Source organism: Streptomyces sp. WM6378 (assembly GCF_001279695.1).
In the GTDB taxonomy this organism is placed as follows: domain Bacteria; phylum Actinomycetota; class Actinomycetes; order Streptomycetales; family Streptomycetaceae; genus Streptomyces.
This window is the reverse complement of sequence record NZ_LGDD01000166.1, coordinates 1-15706: the sequence shown is the minus strand read 5'-3', so window position 1 is coordinate 15706 and position 15706 is coordinate 1. Positions and strand designations below refer to the sequence as shown.

10 protein-coding genes are annotated in these 15706 nt (G+C 70.7%); 4 read left to right on the top strand and 6 right to left on the bottom strand.

Annotated elements, in window-relative coordinates; genetic code table 11:
- The first annotated feature begins 132 nt into the window (after positions 1–132).
- The 3 genes from ADK54_RS15345 (at position 133) to ADK54_RS15335 (ending at position 4278) form a co-directional block, all read left to right on the top strand.
- The gene (locus tag ADK54_RS15345; RefSeq protein ID WP_053726187.1) at positions 133–1509 is read left to right on the top strand and encodes a maltokinase N-terminal cap-like domain-containing protein; all 1377 of its coding nucleotides are present in this window, start codon (positions 133–135) and stop codon (positions 1507–1509) included.
- 18 nt (positions 1510–1527) lie between these two features.
- Positions 1528–3855, top strand: a complete 2328-nt coding sequence (glgB, locus tag ADK54_RS15340) for a 1,4-alpha-glucan branching enzyme (RefSeq protein ID WP_078966399.1) — start codon at positions 1528–1530, stop codon at positions 3853–3855.
- Between the two features lie 117 nt (positions 3856–3972).
- Positions 3973–4278: an antibiotic biosynthesis monooxygenase family protein gene (locus ADK54_RS15335; protein WP_053726186.1), complete on the top strand. Its 306-nt coding sequence runs from the start codon at positions 3973–3975 to the stop codon at positions 4276–4278.
- A gap of 80 nt (positions 4279–4358) precedes the next feature.
- Here the strand turns inward: ADK54_RS15335 and ADK54_RS15330 are convergent, their stop codons facing one another.
- From ADK54_RS15330 to ADK54_RS15305, 6 genes are all read right to left on the bottom strand, one after another.
- Positions 4359–7370: an alpha-mannosidase gene (locus tag ADK54_RS15330; RefSeq protein ID WP_053726185.1), complete on the bottom strand. Its 3012-nt coding sequence runs from the start codon at positions 7368–7370 to the stop codon at positions 4359–4361.
- Positions 7371–7410: 40 nt separating this feature from the next.
- Positions 7411–9414 (bottom strand): endo-beta-N-acetylglucosaminidase, encoded by a 2004-nt coding sequence (locus ADK54_RS15325; RefSeq protein ID WP_053726184.1) that lies wholly within the window; start codon positions 9412–9414, stop codon positions 7411–7413.
- A gap of 22 nt (positions 9415–9436) precedes the next feature.
- Positions 9437–10678, bottom strand: a complete 1242-nt coding sequence (locus ADK54_RS15320; RefSeq protein ID WP_053726183.1) for a glycoside hydrolase 5 family protein — start codon at positions 10676–10678, stop codon at positions 9437–9439.
- 54 nt (positions 10679–10732) lie between these two features.
- A complete protein-coding gene (locus ADK54_RS15315) occupies positions 10733–11623 on the bottom strand; it encodes a carbohydrate ABC transporter permease (RefSeq protein WP_053726182.1) in 891 nt (296 codons plus the stop codon).
- A gap of 25 nt (positions 11624–11648) precedes the next feature.
- On the bottom strand, positions 11649–12608 hold the full coding sequence (locus ADK54_RS15310; RefSeq protein WP_053726181.1) for a carbohydrate ABC transporter permease: 960 nt from the start codon (positions 12606–12608) through the stop codon (positions 11649–11651).
- Between the two features lie 75 nt (positions 12609–12683).
- A complete protein-coding gene (locus ADK54_RS15305) occupies positions 12684–13979 on the bottom strand; it encodes an ABC transporter substrate-binding protein (RefSeq protein ID WP_053726180.1) in 1296 nt (431 codons plus the stop codon).
- 210 nt (positions 13980–14189) lie between these two features.
- Here ADK54_RS15305 and ADK54_RS15300 point away from each other — a divergent pair, with 210 nt between their 5' ends.
- Positions 14190–15260, top strand: coding sequence for a LacI family DNA-binding transcriptional regulator (locus tag ADK54_RS15300; RefSeq protein WP_420717313.1), 1071 nt, complete (start codon positions 14190–14192; stop codon positions 15258–15260).
- Positions 15261–15706 lie beyond the last annotated feature (446 nt).

Here is a 15706-nt window from a genome sequence, read left to right as displayed (position 1 = left end):
GGGCGGAGCGGTTTTGGCCGCTCCGCCCGGGGCACTCTGAACCCCGAACCCCGCGCGCCGCCGGACAGCTTCTGTTGCAATCCGGGACACTCTGCGCAACTCGATGTGTGCCCGGGGAAAGGATGCGCCGTCATGCCGAAGGCCGCACCGCCCCGTACCACCGGCCTCCCACTCGCCCGGCTGCTGACCTCGCTCGCCCCGCTCCTGCACGAATGGCTCCCCCGGCAGCGCTGGTTCGCGGGAAAGGGGCGGCCCGTCACGGACTTCGTCCTGCTCAGCGCGACCGAGCTGCTGCCCGGCTTCCTGCACCTCCTCGTGCGCACCGAGCACGCTCCGGTGCCGCTCCCCGCCGACGCCGCGCCGGTGCCCGCCGACTGCTACCAGCTCCTGATCGGGGTCCGCGACCAGCTGCCGCCCCGGCTCGCCCCCGCCTTGATCGGCCGAGCGGACAAGGGCCCGCTGGCCGGGCGCACGGTGTACGACGCCCTCCAGGACCCGCAGTCCGCGGCCCTGCTCATGGAGCGCCTGCGCACCCCGGGCACGGTGGGCCCGCTGTCCTTCGAACTCGACCCGGAGGTGCAGGTTCCGCCGGGTCTCGCACCGCGCCTGCTCGGCGTCGAGCAGTCCAACTCCTCACTGGTGTACGGAGATACGTTCATCCTGAAGGTGTTCCGCCGGGTGCAGCCGGGCGTCAATCCGGACCTGGAGCTGCCGTGGGCGCTGGCCCGCCAGGGCTGCGACCGCGTGCCCGCCCCGGCCGCCTGGTTCCGCACCTCCCAGCCCCAGGAGGCGACGCTCGGCGTGCTCCAGCCGTTCCTGCGCGGCGCCGACGACGGCTGGACGCTGGCGCTCGCCTCGCTCGTGGCGGGCCGCGCCTTCACACAGGAGGCGTACGAGCTCGGCCGGGCCACCGCCGAGGTGCACCTGGCCCTCGCCGAGGCCTTCACGCCCGTCACCCTCGGCCGCCCGCAGACGGCGCTGATCGCGGCCGCCATGGCCGAGCGCCTGGACGCCACCGCCCAGGCGGTGCCCGCGCTCGCGCCGTACGTACCGGGGCTGCGGGCCGCGTTCGAGGCGGTCGCGTCCCTCGACTCGGCGGGCACGGCCCAGCGCGTCCACGGCGACCTGCACCTGGGCCAGGCCCTGCGGCCCGCGGACGGACCCTGGTCGGTGATCGACTTCGAGGGCGAGCCGGCCCGCCCGCTCGCCGAGCGCCGCCGCCCGCAGCCCCCGGTCCGCGATGTCGCGGGCATGCTGCGCTCCTTCGACTACGCGTCCTGCTCGGCGCGCCCGCCGAACCCGGCCTGGGCCACGGACTGCCGGGCCGCCTACTGCGCGGGCTACGCGGCGCGCTCCGGCTCGGACCCGCGCGAGTCGCCCGAGCTGCTGCGCGCGTACGAGACCGACAAGGCGGTGTACGAGGTCCTCTACGAGGCCCGGCACCGCCCCGACTGGCTGCCCGTGCCGATGGCGGCGATCCGCCGCCTGGCGGAGCCCGAACTCGCCTGAGCCCGAACTCGCCCGAGAATGACGCCCTTCGAGGAGGCCGACCCCGTGACCCCCCGCCCCGCCCGCAGCTCCTCCGAACCCGCCCCGCGCACCGCCGAGCCGACGACGCCGGCGGCGGCGGCGAAGCCGGCCAAGGCGCCGCCCGCGCCGCGCCGGGCCGCGAGCCGCGGCGTACGGCCCGCGCCCGCCCTCGCCGCCGCGGACCGGGGGCGCCTGCTCGCGGGCGGGCACCACGATCCGCACTCCCTGCTCGGCGCGCATCCGGTGCGCGGCGGGGTGGCGTTCCGGGCCCTGCGCCCGTACGCGCAGGCCGTGACGGTGCTCGGCAAGGGGCTGCGGGCCGAGCTGCACGACGACGGCGACGGGCTGTTCTCCGGGGTACTGCCCCTGCGTGAGATCCCGGACTACACCCTCCTCGTCACCTACGAGGACACCGAGATCGAGGTGCACGACCCGTACCGCTTCCTGCCCTCGCTCGGCGACCTCGATCTCCATCTGATCGGCGAGGGCCGGCACGAGGAGCTGTGGACGGCGCTGGGCGCCCGCCCGATGGCCCACCAGGGCGTGATCGGAACCCGTTTCACGGTGTGGGCGCCGAACGCGCAAGGGGTCAGGGTCACGGGGGACTTCACTTACTGGGACGGCACCGCGCACCCCATGCGCTCGCTCGGCTCGACCGGGGTGTGGGAGCTGTTCCTGCCCGGGGTGGGCGACGGCGCCCTCTACAAGTTCGACATCATGCGCCCGGACGGCAGCCACACCGTGCGGGCCGACCCGATGGCCCGGCGTACGGAGGTGCCCCCGGCCAACGCCTCGATCGTCACCGAGTCGCACCACGTCTGGCGGGACGCGGACTGGATGGCCCGGCGGGCCGAACGCCCGGTGCACGAGGCCCCGTTCTCGGTGTACGAGGTCCACCTGGCCTCCTGGCGCCCCCGCCTGACGTATCGTCAGCTTGCCGATCAACTCCCGGCCTACGTGAAGGACTTGGGCTTCACCCACGTGGAGTTCCTCCCCGTGGCGGAGCACCCCTTCGGCGGCTCGTGGGGCTACCAGGTGACGGGTTTCTACGCCCCGACATCGCGCATGGGCACCCCGGACGACTTCCGCTTCCTCATCGACGCGCTGCACGAGGCGGGCATCGGGGTGCTCGTGGACTGGGTGCCGGCGCACTTTCCCAAGGACGACTGGGCGCTGGCGGAGTTCGACGGCCGGACGCTCTACGAGCACGAGGACCCCGCGCGCGCCGAGCACCCCGACTGGGGCACCCTCGAATTCGACTACGGCCGCAAGGAGGTGCGCAACTTCCTGGTGGCGAACGCGACGTACTGGTGCGAGGAGTTCCACGTCGACGGACTGCGCGTGGACGCGGTGGCCTCGATGCTGTACCTGGACTACTCCCGCGAGCACGGCGAGTGGACCCCCAACGAGCACGGGGGCCGCGAGAACCTGGACGCGGTCGCCTTCCTCCAGGAGATGAACGCGACGGTGTACCGGCGATGCCCCGGCGTCGTGACCATCGCGGAGGAATCCACGGCCTGGGACGGCGTGACCCGGCCCACCGATCACGGGGGCCTGGGCTTCGGCCTGAAGTGGAACATGGGCTGGATGCACGATTCACTGGGCTACGTCCAGCACGAGCCGGTGCACCGCAAGTACCACCACAGCGAGATGACGTTCTCGATGGTGTACGCCTACAGCGAGAACTACGTGCTGCCGATCTCCCACGACGAGGTCGTGCACGGCAAGCGCGCCCTCGTCTCGAAGATGCCCGGCGACTGGTGGCAACAGCGTGCCACGCACCGCGCCTACCTGGGCTTCATGTGGGCCCACCCCGGCAAGCAACTCCTGTTCATGGGGCAGGAGTTCGCGCAAGGAGCGGAATGGTCCGAGGGCCACGGCCCGGACTGGTGGCTCCTGGACCCGTCGTACAGCGCGGAGCCGGACCACCGGGGCGTACGCGATCTGGTCCGCGACCTGAACGCGGTGTACGCGGCGCAGCCGGCCCTGTGGGAGCGGGACACGGACCCGTCGGGGTTCAGCTGGGTCGCCGGGGACGCGGCGGAGGACAACGTCTTCGCGTTCCTCCGCCACGACGCGGCGGGCACGCCACTCCTCTCGGTCTCGAACTTCTCCCCGGTGGTGCGGGCGGAGTACCGCCTGGGCGTCCCGGAGTCCGCGGCGGCGTGGGGCGAGGTCCTGAATACGGATGAACTGCGGTACGGGGGCGGCGGGGTGGGCAACCCGGACCCGCTGAAGCCGGAACCGATCCCATCACACGGGCAGCCGGTGTCCCTCTGCTTGACGCTGCCGCCGTTGGGGACGGTTTGGCTGCGGGGGATTTGAGCCGGGCCCGCCTCAGGTGACGGGCAGGGTCCCGCGACGGCCGCCGAGCAACATCATTTACTGTCTGTCGAGACGGGCCGGAACGAGCCTGCGAGCCTGGATGAAGGGAACCCGGAGATGTTCGCAGTGATCTATCGATGGAGCATCGAGCCGGGCAAGGAGCAACAGTTCATCGACGGCTGGCACCGGGTGACCGCAGCGATCCACGCACAGTGCGGAAGCTATGGATCACGGCTGCACCGAGCGGACGACGGGACGTGGGTGGCGTACGCGCGATGGCCCGATGCGGAGAGCCGCGAACGGTGCGCGATGCCCGATCCGGAGGGGGCCGCGATGATGAGTGACGCGGTCGCGGAACGTTTCCCGGAGACCCGACTGGTGCTCGTCGACGACCTGCTCGCCGAGCCGATCAGCCACGTCTAGTCACGGGTGGCGGCGGCCTCCGGCCGTGGGCATGCGCCCACAGCCGGAGGCGACCCGGCCAAAAGCCCAGGCCCGTCGGGCTACGACCGCTTGAACCGCAGCGTCCGCAGTTCGAACGGCCGCAGGGTCACCTCCACCAGCCCTTCGGTCAACTCCGGCTCCGCCAGTGGGCGTTCGAGAAGGTCCGTCACCACCACCTCCTGGGTGGAGAAGCCCAGCGTCAGCCTCGCCCGAGCCCGCCCCCCGCACGCCTCGTGGAAGCGGACCACCACGTCCCCGCTCCCGTCGTCCGCCAGCTTCACCGCGGTCACCACTACCGCGTCGCTGTCGACCACCACCAGCGGCTCGACCGGGCCTGCGCCCGGGACCGTCCGCTCGGGGAGGTTCACGACGTATCCCTCCCGCACCGCGTCCCCGATCGTGGCGCCCGGCACCAGCGCGTGACGGAAGCGGTGCAAGCCCTGGTCGGTTTCCGGGTCGGGGAAGCGGGGGGCCCGCAGCAGCGAGACCCGCAGGGTCGTCGTCGTGCCCGCGTCCTGCGCCCGGACCGTACGCGTCACGTCGTGGCCGTACGTCGAATCCGTCACCAGAGCCACGCCCCAGCCCGGCTCCTCAAGGTGTACGAAGCGGTGGTTGCACGCCTCGAACTTCGCCGCCTCCCAGCTCGTGTTCGTGTGCGTCGCCCGGTAGAAGTGGCCGAACTGGGTCTCCGACGCGTACCGCTCCGCGTGCACGTCCAGCGGGAACGCCAGCTTCAGGAACTTCTCCGTCTCGTGCCAGTCCACCTCGGTGAGGATGTCCAGGCGGGAGGAGCCCGGCGCCAGGGTCAGGGTCTGGGTCACCTTCGACGACCCGAACGACCTCACCACCCGCACCGACGCGTCCCCCTCCCCCGGCGCCACCTCCTGCGCCTCGACCAGATCCGTCACCGTGTTGCGGTAGAACGCGTCCACGTCCCACGCGTCCCACATGTTGGGGAAGTCGGGGTGGAGTTGGAGGAGGTTGGCGGGGTGGTCCGGTGCGATCGTCTCCCGGCCGGCGAGCAGGTCGTACGCCGACACCACCAGGCCCCGCTCATCCACCTCCACCCGCAGCAGTCCGTTGGAGAGGACGAAGCCGCCGCCCGGCCGAGCCGACCGTTCCGGTCGCGCGTCACCCACCGGTGCCGCGGCCCCGCCCGCCGCCACCCCACGCCGCGCATGCGGAGCCGCGTTGAAGACCAGAGCCTCCGCGCCCTCCCCAGCCAACGCCCGCTGGGCCTTCTCGATGATCGCGGTCAACTCCTCGGCGACCGCGGCGTACGTCTTCTCCGCCTCCCGGTGCACCCACGCGATCGACGAACCCGGCAGGATGTCGTGGAACTGGTGCAGCAGCACCGTCTTCCAGATGCGGTCCAAGTCCGCGTAGGGGTAGACGAACTCGGGCGTCCTCACCGCCGCCGTCGCCGACCACAGCTCCGCCTCCCGCAGCAGATGCTCGCTCCGGCGATTGCCCTGCTTCGTCTTCGCCTGGCTCGTCAGGGTCGCCCGGTGCAGCTCCAGGTACAGCTCGCCCACCCACACGGGCGGGTTCGCGTACTCGGCCGCCGCCTTCGTGAAGAACTCCGCCGGGGTCTCCCAGACCACCTGCGCACTGCCCTCCAGGTTCCGCAGCCGCGCCGCCTTCGCGATCATTTCGCGGGTCGTGCCGCCGCCCCCGTCGCCCCAGCCCGTCGGCGCGAGCGAGTGGCGGGCGACTCCCTTGTCCTTGAAGTTCTTGGCCGCGTGGGCGATTTCGCTGCCCTTCATGGCGCAGTTGTACGTGTCGACGGGCGGGAAGTGCGTGAAGATCCGGGTGCCGTCGATGCCCTCCCACTGGAAGGTGTGGTGCGGGAACTTGTTGGTCTGGGACCAGGAGATCTTCTGGGTGAGGAGCCACTTCGAGCCCGCTGCCTTGATGATCTGCGGCAGCCCGGCCGCGAACCCGAACGTGTCCGGCAGCCACGCCTCGTCGTTCTCGACCCCGAACTCGTCGATGAAGAAACGCTTTCCGTGCACGAACTGCCGGGCCATCGCCTCCGAGCCCGGCATGTTCGTGTCCGCCTCCACCCACATGCCGCCCGCCGGGACGAACCGGCCGTCCGCCACCGCCTTGACCACCTTCGCCCACACCTCCGGGCGGTGCTCCTTGATCCACGCCCACTGCTGCGCCTGCGACATCGAGAAGATGAACTCGGGCTCGTCGTCGAGCAGGGCCGTCATGTTCGACGTCGTGCGCGCCACCTTCCGTACCGTCTCGCGCAACGGCCACAGCCACGCCGAGTCGATGTGCGCGTGGCCCACCGCGCTGATCCGGTGCGCCGACGGTTCGGCGGGAGAGGACAAGACCCCGGTCAACTCCGAACGGGCCGCGCCCGCCGTGCCGTTCACGTCCTGTAGGTCGAGCGCGTCAAGGGCTCGGTCCACCGCGCGCAGGATGTCCCAGCGCCGCCCCGACTCGACGGGGAGCTCCGCCATCAGCTCGCCGAGCACCTCCAGATCGATGACCAGGCCCCACACCGTCTCGTCGAAGACGGCGAGGTCCATGCGGGTCAGCTTGTACAGCGGGTCCCGGTGCGCCGTCTCGATGTCGCCCAGCCGGGTCGGCAGGAAGGGGTGGTAGTCGAGCAGCACCGGGTTGGAGGCCGCCTCGATGTGCAGGCGCACCTCTTCGCCGCCGTCCACCGGGGCTCCGATCCGTACCCACTGGTTGCGCGGGTTGAGGCCCTTCACCGGGGTGCCGTCGGGGCGGTAGACCAGGCCCTCGCACTGGAAGCCCGGCATGTTCTCGTCGAAGCCGAGGTCCAGGATCGCCTCCACCGACTTCCCCGCCCACTCCTCGGGCACGGTCCCGGTCACCCGGAACCAGCTGGTCCCCCAGGGCGGGCCCCACATGTCGCCGACCGCGACCGACGTCACCGGCGCGGCAAGGCCTTCCTCCACCGGTACCGGCTCTCCGGGCGCGTTCCAGACGGCGACCTCCAGTGGCACCGACGCCGGGTACACGGCGGGGCGGATGCGCTCGTCCAGAACGCGCTTGAGGCGGGCTTCGACCAGGCCGCGGTCGTCATGCATGAGGGGTGCTCCGTTTCGGGGTGGAGGGGGACGGGTGGGTCTACCAGGTGTGGGCGGCCGAGGCCGGGCCGGACGCGGCGTACAGCTCGCCCACCGCCCGCACCTCGAAGCGCGCTGACTTCTCGCCCTGCTCGGGTGCCAGGCCCGGCACGTAGTACGCGCGCTGGCACGTGCCGCCGAGGAAGCGCCGGGTGCCGTCGGGGAGGATCCGGTGCAGTTCGTAGTGGCGTACGGATCCGGGCGCGCCGAGCCAGCTGAAGCGCATCCCGTCCGAGCCCGCCACGGTCTTCAACTCCCTCGGCGATCCCGGCACTTGTGGACCATCGTGCACGGCGAGCGCGCCGATCCGGTAGGTCAGCGCACCCGGCGCCGTGAGCCGTACGCCCATCGCCCTCGCCGTGCCGGACAGGCCGGCCAGCCGTAGGCGGGCCGTCGTCCACCCACCCGCCTTCAGCGTGCCGGCCGGTATGTAGCGGTACGACTGAGGGGCGCCGGGTTTCGTCGGTTCGTCGGTCGCCACGGCCAGCTCGACCGTGACGTCCGCGTCGGCTCGGTGGGTGAGTTCCACGACCGTGCGCTTCGACAGCGGCAGGCACGTCGCGTACAGGTCCAGGGTGACCGGCGCGCCCGGCCTTCCCGAAACCAGCACGCTGCTGCCGCCCCGCCACGCGTCCGTGAAGTCGAAGGCGACGGTGGGGTGTTGGCCGGATGTGCGGGTGACCCAGCGCCGGGACGGCAGCCGGTCCTGGAGGCCCAGGTGGTTCCACTCGACAGGCGACGTCACCTTGCCCGCCTCGTACCAGCGCAGCCCATGGCCCGTGTTGAACGTGGTGGCGAAGGGCAGTGCGCTCACCGTCGAGCGGTCGGCCACCGCCACGGCGGGGGCGCGCCAGGCGGACCCCGCGTCGGGGCGCGACGGGTCGAGGGACGGCCCCGTCCAGAAGCGGTCGTCCGCCGCGTGGAAATCGGCGGGGGTGCGGCTCCCGGGGAGGTGGCCCAGGGTCCACTCCGGGCGGTAGAAGCCGTACGACGCCACGTGCGGCTTGGTCGCGGGGATGATCGCGTCCCAGTCCACCGGCGTGTCCCAGCCGTTGGACTCCACGTCCACGCCGGCCCACAACTCATGGCGACTGCGGCTCAGTTGCTCGGCCTTCCTTCCGGACGACGCCAGGGTTGCCGCCGTCCAGCGGAAGTCGAGGAACATGGTGTCGGCGGCCTGGAAGAACGCCTGGTTCTGGCTGTTCAGCGCGCCCTGCCAGCTCACCGAGCCGTTCGCGGTCATCGAGTCGTACCAGGTGACGCGCTGCCCCCTGGCCGCGCCGAGTACCTTGAGCTCCTTCACGAAGCCGAGCATGTCGGTGGCGAGCGCGGTGTTGCCGCCGTCGGTCTCCGCGTTGATGAACCAGCCGTCGAAGCCGTACGCGACGGCCACCGCGACGAGCTGGGCGGCCAGCGGGTAGCGGTCCGAGGCGTCCTTCTGGACCAGGTCGCGGGTCCATTGGAGCTGCCCGCCGTACGCCGCCGGAGGCAGGAAGACGTTGCCCAGGACGCGTACGCCGTGCCGGTGGGCGGCGTCCACGACCGGCGCGTTCGGCGCGAGGATCAGGCCCTCGCCCGACGAGCCGCCCCAGAAGACCAGCTCGTCGATGTACGCCCAGTGCGTGAGCGCGTAGTAGTCGGCGGTGGGCGCGCCCTGCGAGGGGTTGGAAGCGGTCGGGCCGAAGGAGACCAGGGACTGGATACGGGCCTGCCCGGCGCGGGCTGTCGGATTCGCCGGGGTGGGCGTGAAGCGCCGGGCGAGCGGCACGGTCGCCGCGTTGAACGCCAGGTCGGCGTCGGTGGCCTTCCGCCAGGACTTCAGGCTGCGCCAGGTGATGCCTTCGCCGGGGCTGCCCGCCGGCAGCGAGTCCGGGTACCAGTAGGAGGCGTACGGCTGAAGAGCCTCATTCGTGGCGGTAGTTGAGGCGATGGCGGGCAGTGTCGGGGTGAGGGCGGCTGCCGCGCCGGCGAGGACCACGGCGCGTCTGGTGGGGTGGTGGTGCACGGGGTGCCTCCTGGCGGGAGCGTTACCGGACCTGGTCGGGGGTGACGACTTCGGTGATGCCGCGGGCGGCGAGGTGCGCCTTGTCCTCGGCCCGGGTCGCGAGGACGGTGGTGGGGCGGGCGCCATCGGCGGTGAGCCGGAAGAACGCCTCGAAGACGGCGCCGCCGGGGGCGCACACGGAGCGGGCGGCCGGGTCGTCGGGGACCACGAGCGCGGTCGTGCGGGGTGCGGGGGCGTAGCCGCGTACGCCGTCACGGAACTCGGCGGCGGTCCGGGCGAGGACCTGGGCGGTGTCCTTGGGGTGCCGGTCGTTGGTCAACAGGCCGAGCCCGTATTCGAGTTCGGGAAAGTCGGCGAGGTCGCGCGAGACGTCGTGGGAGCACCACCAGGTGATGCCCCACAGGTCGGGGCAGTCCAGGGCGTTCTCGACCGTGGCCTCGGTGAAGGCGGCGGCGTGCACGGGCGGCACCAGCGGGGCCGGGGCGCCGACCTCCTGGAGCCAGACCGGGCGGTGCGGGTCGTCCGCCCACGCCTTGGAGAGTTCGACGAGGTAGGCGGCGTGGTGCTCGGTCGCCGTCGAGAGGCGTCCGTGCTGTTGCGCGGTGCCGTTGAAGACCCAGGAGTGCACGGCGGTCAGCGCGCCGCGCCGGGCCGCCTGCGCCGGGGTGAACGGCATGTCGTCCTGGTACCAGCACGCGTCGTACTCGGCGTGCAGATGCAGCCTTCCGGGCGCGCCCTCCTCGCAGGCCGCCAGCATCCGCTCCAGCCAGCTGTCGACCTCGGCCTCGGTGGCCCGGTCGGGGTCGGGGTGGGGCCCGGCGGAGAACTGGTTGACCTCGTTGCCCAGCGTCATACCGATGAAGTTGGGCCGGTCGGCAAGCGCCGCGGCCAAGGTGCGCAGGTAGGCGGCCTGCCCGTCGGCGACCTCGGGGTCGGTGAACAGGTTGCGGCGGTGCCAGGTGCGGGTCCAGGCGGGCAGGAAGTCGAAGCTCGACAGGTGCCCTTGCAGTCCGTCGACGTTGACGTCCAGGCCGCGCTCGGCGGCCGCGTCGGCGAGGTCGACGAGGTGCTCGACGGCCCGGGGCCTGATCAGGGTGCGGTTGGGCTGGAAGTAGGGCCAGAGCGGGAAGACCCGTACGTGGTCGAGGCCGAGCGCGGCGATGGAGTCGAGGTCGGCCCGCACCGCGTCCGGGTCGTAGTCGAGCCAGTGGTGGAACCAGCCTTGGCTGGGCGTGTAGTTGACGCCGAAGCGCGGGGCTGCCATGGGGTGAGCTCCAAGGTAGTTCTGCGAAAAGGGAGTTGGTGGTCCGGCGAAGCGCTATCCCTTGACCGCGCCCTCGCCGACCCCGCGGAAGAAGAACCGCTGGAGGCAGGCGAACATCACGATCAGCGGGGCGACGGCGATGATCGTGCCGGCCGCGACAACGCGCTGGTTGTTGGAGAACGTGCCCTGCAGGAAGTTCAGGCCGACGGTCAGCGTGAAGTGGTCGGAGTCGGAGAGCACGATCAGCGGCCACAGGAAGTCGTCCCAGGCACCCATGAAGGAGAAGATCGCGACGACCGCGAGCGTGCCCTTCACGGCGGGCAGCGCGATGCGGGTGAAGCGCTGCCACACGTTGGCGCCGTCAACGATGGCCGCCTCTTCGATCTCGTACGGGATGTTGTCGAAGGCGTTCCGCATGAGCAGCACGTTCATCGCGCCGATGCAGCCGGGCAGCACCACGGCGACCAGGGTGTTGTTGAGTTCGAGCGAGCGCATGGTCGCGAACTGGGCCAGCATGATCGCTTCCATCGGCACGAGGAGCGCGAGCACGAAGACGGTTCCGGCGGCGCCGCGGCCCTTGAAGCGGAGCCGGGAGAGCGCGTACCCGGCCATCGCGGCGCCGGCCACGTTCGTCAGGACGTTGCTGAGCGCGACCTTCACGGAGTTCAGGATGAAGTCCCAGACCGGGATGATGTCCGCGACGCCCCGGTAGTTGGCGAAGGTGGGGTGCTCGGGCAGCAGCCGGGGCGGCGAGGTGTAGATGTCCTCGGTGGTGCCCTTGAGCGAGGTGGACAGCTGCCACAGGAACGGCCCGATCATGATCAGCAGCACGAGCACGAGGGCCACGTACCGCAGGATCTTGCGCCAGCGCGGCACGCGTCCGCGGCTCGGCCGGGCGGGGGTGCGGGGATCGGCGGGCGTACGGGCGTGGGCGACGGCGGCCATCAGTGATTGTCCTTCCGGTCGGCCATCAGTCCTTGTCCTTCCGGTCGGCCCGCAGCACGAGGAGCATGAGGACCAGGGTCAGCAGGAAGAGCACGATCGACATGGCGGAGGCGTAGCCGGTGCGGCCCTGGAGCCCGGTGCCGGCCCGCTGGATGAGCATGACGAGGGTGGTGTCGGCGCCGCCGGGTCCGCCGGTCGGCCCCGCGATCATGAAGACCTCGGTGAAGACCTTGAAGGCGGAGACCGAGGAGAGCGCGCCGACCAGGACCATCGTGGAGCGCACGGACGGCATGGTGATGGAGAGGAACCGGCGGATCGGCCCGGCCCCGTCGACCTCGGCGGCCTCGTGGAGTGCCTTGGGTACGTTCGCGAGCGCGGCCAAGTAAATGATCATGTAGTAGCCGAGGCCCTTCCACACGGTCAGGGCCATCGAACTGAACAGCAGCAGCCACTCGTTGGAGAGGAACGGCACCGGGTCGACGCCCACCATGTGCAGGACGCCGTTGATGAAACCGCGGTCGTCCAGCATCCAGACCCACATCAGGGCGACCACCACGACCGACGCGACGACGGGCGTGTAGTACGCGGACCGGAAGAAGGCGATGCCGGGGACGTGCCGCTGCACCAGGAGTGCGAGGAGCAGCGGCAGGAAGACCAGGCACGGCACGACCAGGACCACGTACAGCGCGCTGTTGCGCAGGGCGACCCAGAACTGGTCGTCGTGGACGAGCGCGGTGAAGTTGTCGAAGCCGACGAAGCTGCCTGTGGTCAGGGTGCGGGCGTCGGTGAACGACTTCCACACCGTGGCGAGGAACGGGTAGAGGTTGAAGGCGAGGGTGATCAGGAGGCCGGGCGCCAGGAAGAGCCAGGGACTGAAGGCCTTGTGCGTACGGGCCGTGGTGCGGCCCGCGCGCCGGCCGGGGGCGGCGGCGCGCGGACGGCCCGCGGCCCCCTTCGCGGCGACGGTGGTGGCCGAGGTGCTCATCGCTTTGACCGCCGGGTCGGGGTGGGGGTGCTCATCGTCAGGACCGAGGAGTGGCTCATTTCTCGTTCCCCCGGGTCACTTCTGCTGGATCAGCTTGGTCATCTGGTTCGCCGCGCTGTCCAGGGCCTCCTTCGGGGACTCCTTGCCCTGGAGGCACTTGGCGATCTCGTTGCGCAGGATCGTCTTCATCTCGTCGCTGAACAGCACCGGCGTGTAGTTGACGGCGGTCGGCAGCATCTTGGCCGAGGCGACCCGGATCTTGCCCTCCTCCGTGCCGTCGGCCTTGGTCCAGTACTCCTTGTCGAGGGAGCCCTTGGTGCTGGGGAAGACGGCGACCTTGTGGCCGAAGTCCTCCTGGTTCTTCTGGTCGGTGACGAAGTGCGCGAAGGCGAGGGCGGTCGCGGCGTTCTTGCTCTGCGAGTTGACCGAGAGACCCTGCAAGTACATGTTCTGCTTGCCGGTGTTGGTGGGTACGTCGGTGATGCCGAGGCTGTCGTAGAGCGACGGGGCGTTCTTCTTGAAGGTCTCCAGATCATGGGCGCTGCCCGGGTTCATGGCGACCTCCTGCTGAAGGAACTTCTGCCCGGCGGTCTCGGCGGTGAGCGTGAGAGCCTGCTTGTGGAGCCCACCCTCCTTGAACATCTCCTGATATTTCGTCAGGAATTCGACGCCCTTGGCGTCGTTGAAGGTGAACTTCGTCCCGTCCTTGCTCATGATGTCGACGCCGTACCGCCCGAAGTCCTCGACGGTCGGCGGCTGCGCGAGGGTGGCCTTGCCCTTCTTCGCCAACTGGGCGGCGTCCGCGAAGAGTTCATCGAAGGTCTTAGGCGCCTTGTCCGGGTCGAGGCCGGCATCCTTGAACATGGACTTGTTGTAGAAGAGCGGGCCGGTGTTCAGGTACCAGGGGAAGGCGTACGAGCCGTCGAGCCCCGGCATGTCGAAGCCCTGCCAGGCGCCGTCCAGGTACTCGGGCTTGAACTTGGCGGCGACCTTGTCCTTGTCCAGGTTGAGCAGGGTGCCCGCCTTGGCGAGCGGATAGGCGAGGTCCGGGGAGAGGTTGACGACATCGGGGAGGGTGCCGGCGGTGGCGTCGGCGCTCAGCTTGTCGGCGTAGTTGTCGGCGGGCTGGTCGACCCACTTCACCTTGGCGCCGGGATTCGCCTTCTCGAAGTCCTTGATGACGCCTTCGAAGTAGTCCTTGAAGTTGGCGCGGAGGTTCCACGTCTGGAACTTGATCTCGCCCTCGACCTTCCCGTCGGTGGACGAACCCGTACCGCTCCCGCCGCCCCCGCACGCGGTGAGCACGGTGAGCGAGAGGGCCGCGCCGAGCCCGACGGCCGTCCGGATCGCGACACTGCGATGAATGGACATGAGTGGCTGACTCCTTCGCCTCGTCCCGATGACGTTGCCGCACACCATGCAGCGTGAATTAATTGGACGTCAATACCGAATAAGTAGGCTGTTTTACTAAACGCGCAGGTCGGCAAGGCTAAAAAGGACTAAAGTCCCGAATATTCTGGACCAACTAAGACGGTTTAGTTGCAGCCAGCTAAACCGCGTTACCATCACCTCATGAGCGAGATCGAAAGCGATGCGCCGCCGCCCCGCCGTCCGACCATGAAAGACGTGGCCAGAGAGGCCGGCGTCTCCACCAGCGCGGTTTCCTTCGCGCTCAACAACCGGCCCGGGGTTTCCGATTCGACCCGCCGTCGGGTCATACGGGTCGCGGACCGGCTCGGCTGGCGGCCGAGCTCGGCGGCGCGTGCGCTCTCCGGGGAGAACGCGGGCGCGATCGGGTTGGTCCTGGCCCGCCCGGCGGACAGCCTGGGCGGGGAGTCGTTCTTCCTCCAGCTCGTCTCGGGCATCCAGGCGAGCCTCGCGCCGCGCGACCAGGCGCTCGTGTTCCAGATGGTCGACGACGTCCAGGCGGAGTGCGAGCTGTACCGGCGCTGGTGGGCGCAGCGGCGGGTCGACGGGGTGATCGTGGTCGACCCCCGGGTGTCGGACCCCCGCCCCGAGACCCTCGCGGTACTCGGCCTGCCAGCCGTGGTCATCGGCGGCATGGAGGCGCCGGGGAACCCAGGTGCGCCCCGACTCCCGCGCCAGGCACGGCTTTCCAACATCTGGGCCGACGATTCCGGGGCCATGGACCTGATCGTCCGCCACCTGTACGCGCTGGGCCACCGCCGCATCGGTCACATCGCGGGTACGCCGGGCTTCGCCCACACCGCTCGCAGGATCGCTTCGCTGCGGGCGGCGGGGCGGCGGCTCGGCCTGGAGCAGGCAGTGTCGGTGACGACGGACTTCACGGACCGCCAGGGGGCGAAGGCGGCGCGCCGGTTGTTCTCGTCCCCCGCCGCACCCACCGCGCTCATCTGCGACAACGAGGTGATGGCGGTGGCTGCGGTCAGCGTCGCGGCCGAGCGGGGGCTGCTCATCCCGCGGGACGTGTCGGTGGTGTCCTGGGAGGACTCGGTGATCTGCCACACGCTGCATCCCCTACTCACCGCGCTGGTACGGAAGGCGGACGAGTTCGGGCACCGGGCGGCGGGCGAACTCCTGGCCCTGCTGGACGGCGGCCCGGCCCGGCAGGTCCAGGACCCGTTGCCCCGGCTCCAGCCGAGGGAGAGCACGGCGCCGCCTCCCGCTTAGGGGTTCGGGGTGCGCACCGAAGCCCCCTGGGGCTGCGCCCCAGACCCCGGGGGGACTGCCCGCCCGCCCGTGCAAGGGGTTGGAGAGGTTGAGCCCTGGGGCTGCGCCCCAGACCCCCTGCGGGGACTTCGTCCCCTGCACCCCTTTTCGGGGGCTCCGCCCCCGAACCCCGTTCGCGCCTGAACGGCGCTCGTCCTCAAACGCCGGACAGGCTAGGAGTGGGCTGATGCCCGTCATCGGCTTCTCCCGGCGGGCTGGGGATGCACCCTGCCAAGGCCAGCGCTGCCAGGGGCGCGGGGAACTGCGCGAGCAACCAGCCACGGTCCGCAGCCGAACTCGACCACGCATCCAGCGGGGCCAGGGGGCAGCGCCCCAGCATGACCCACCGAGCCGCACCCGACCCCATCCCCCGGAGGGTCCAGGGAAGGGGCGGGGTGGGGGCTCAA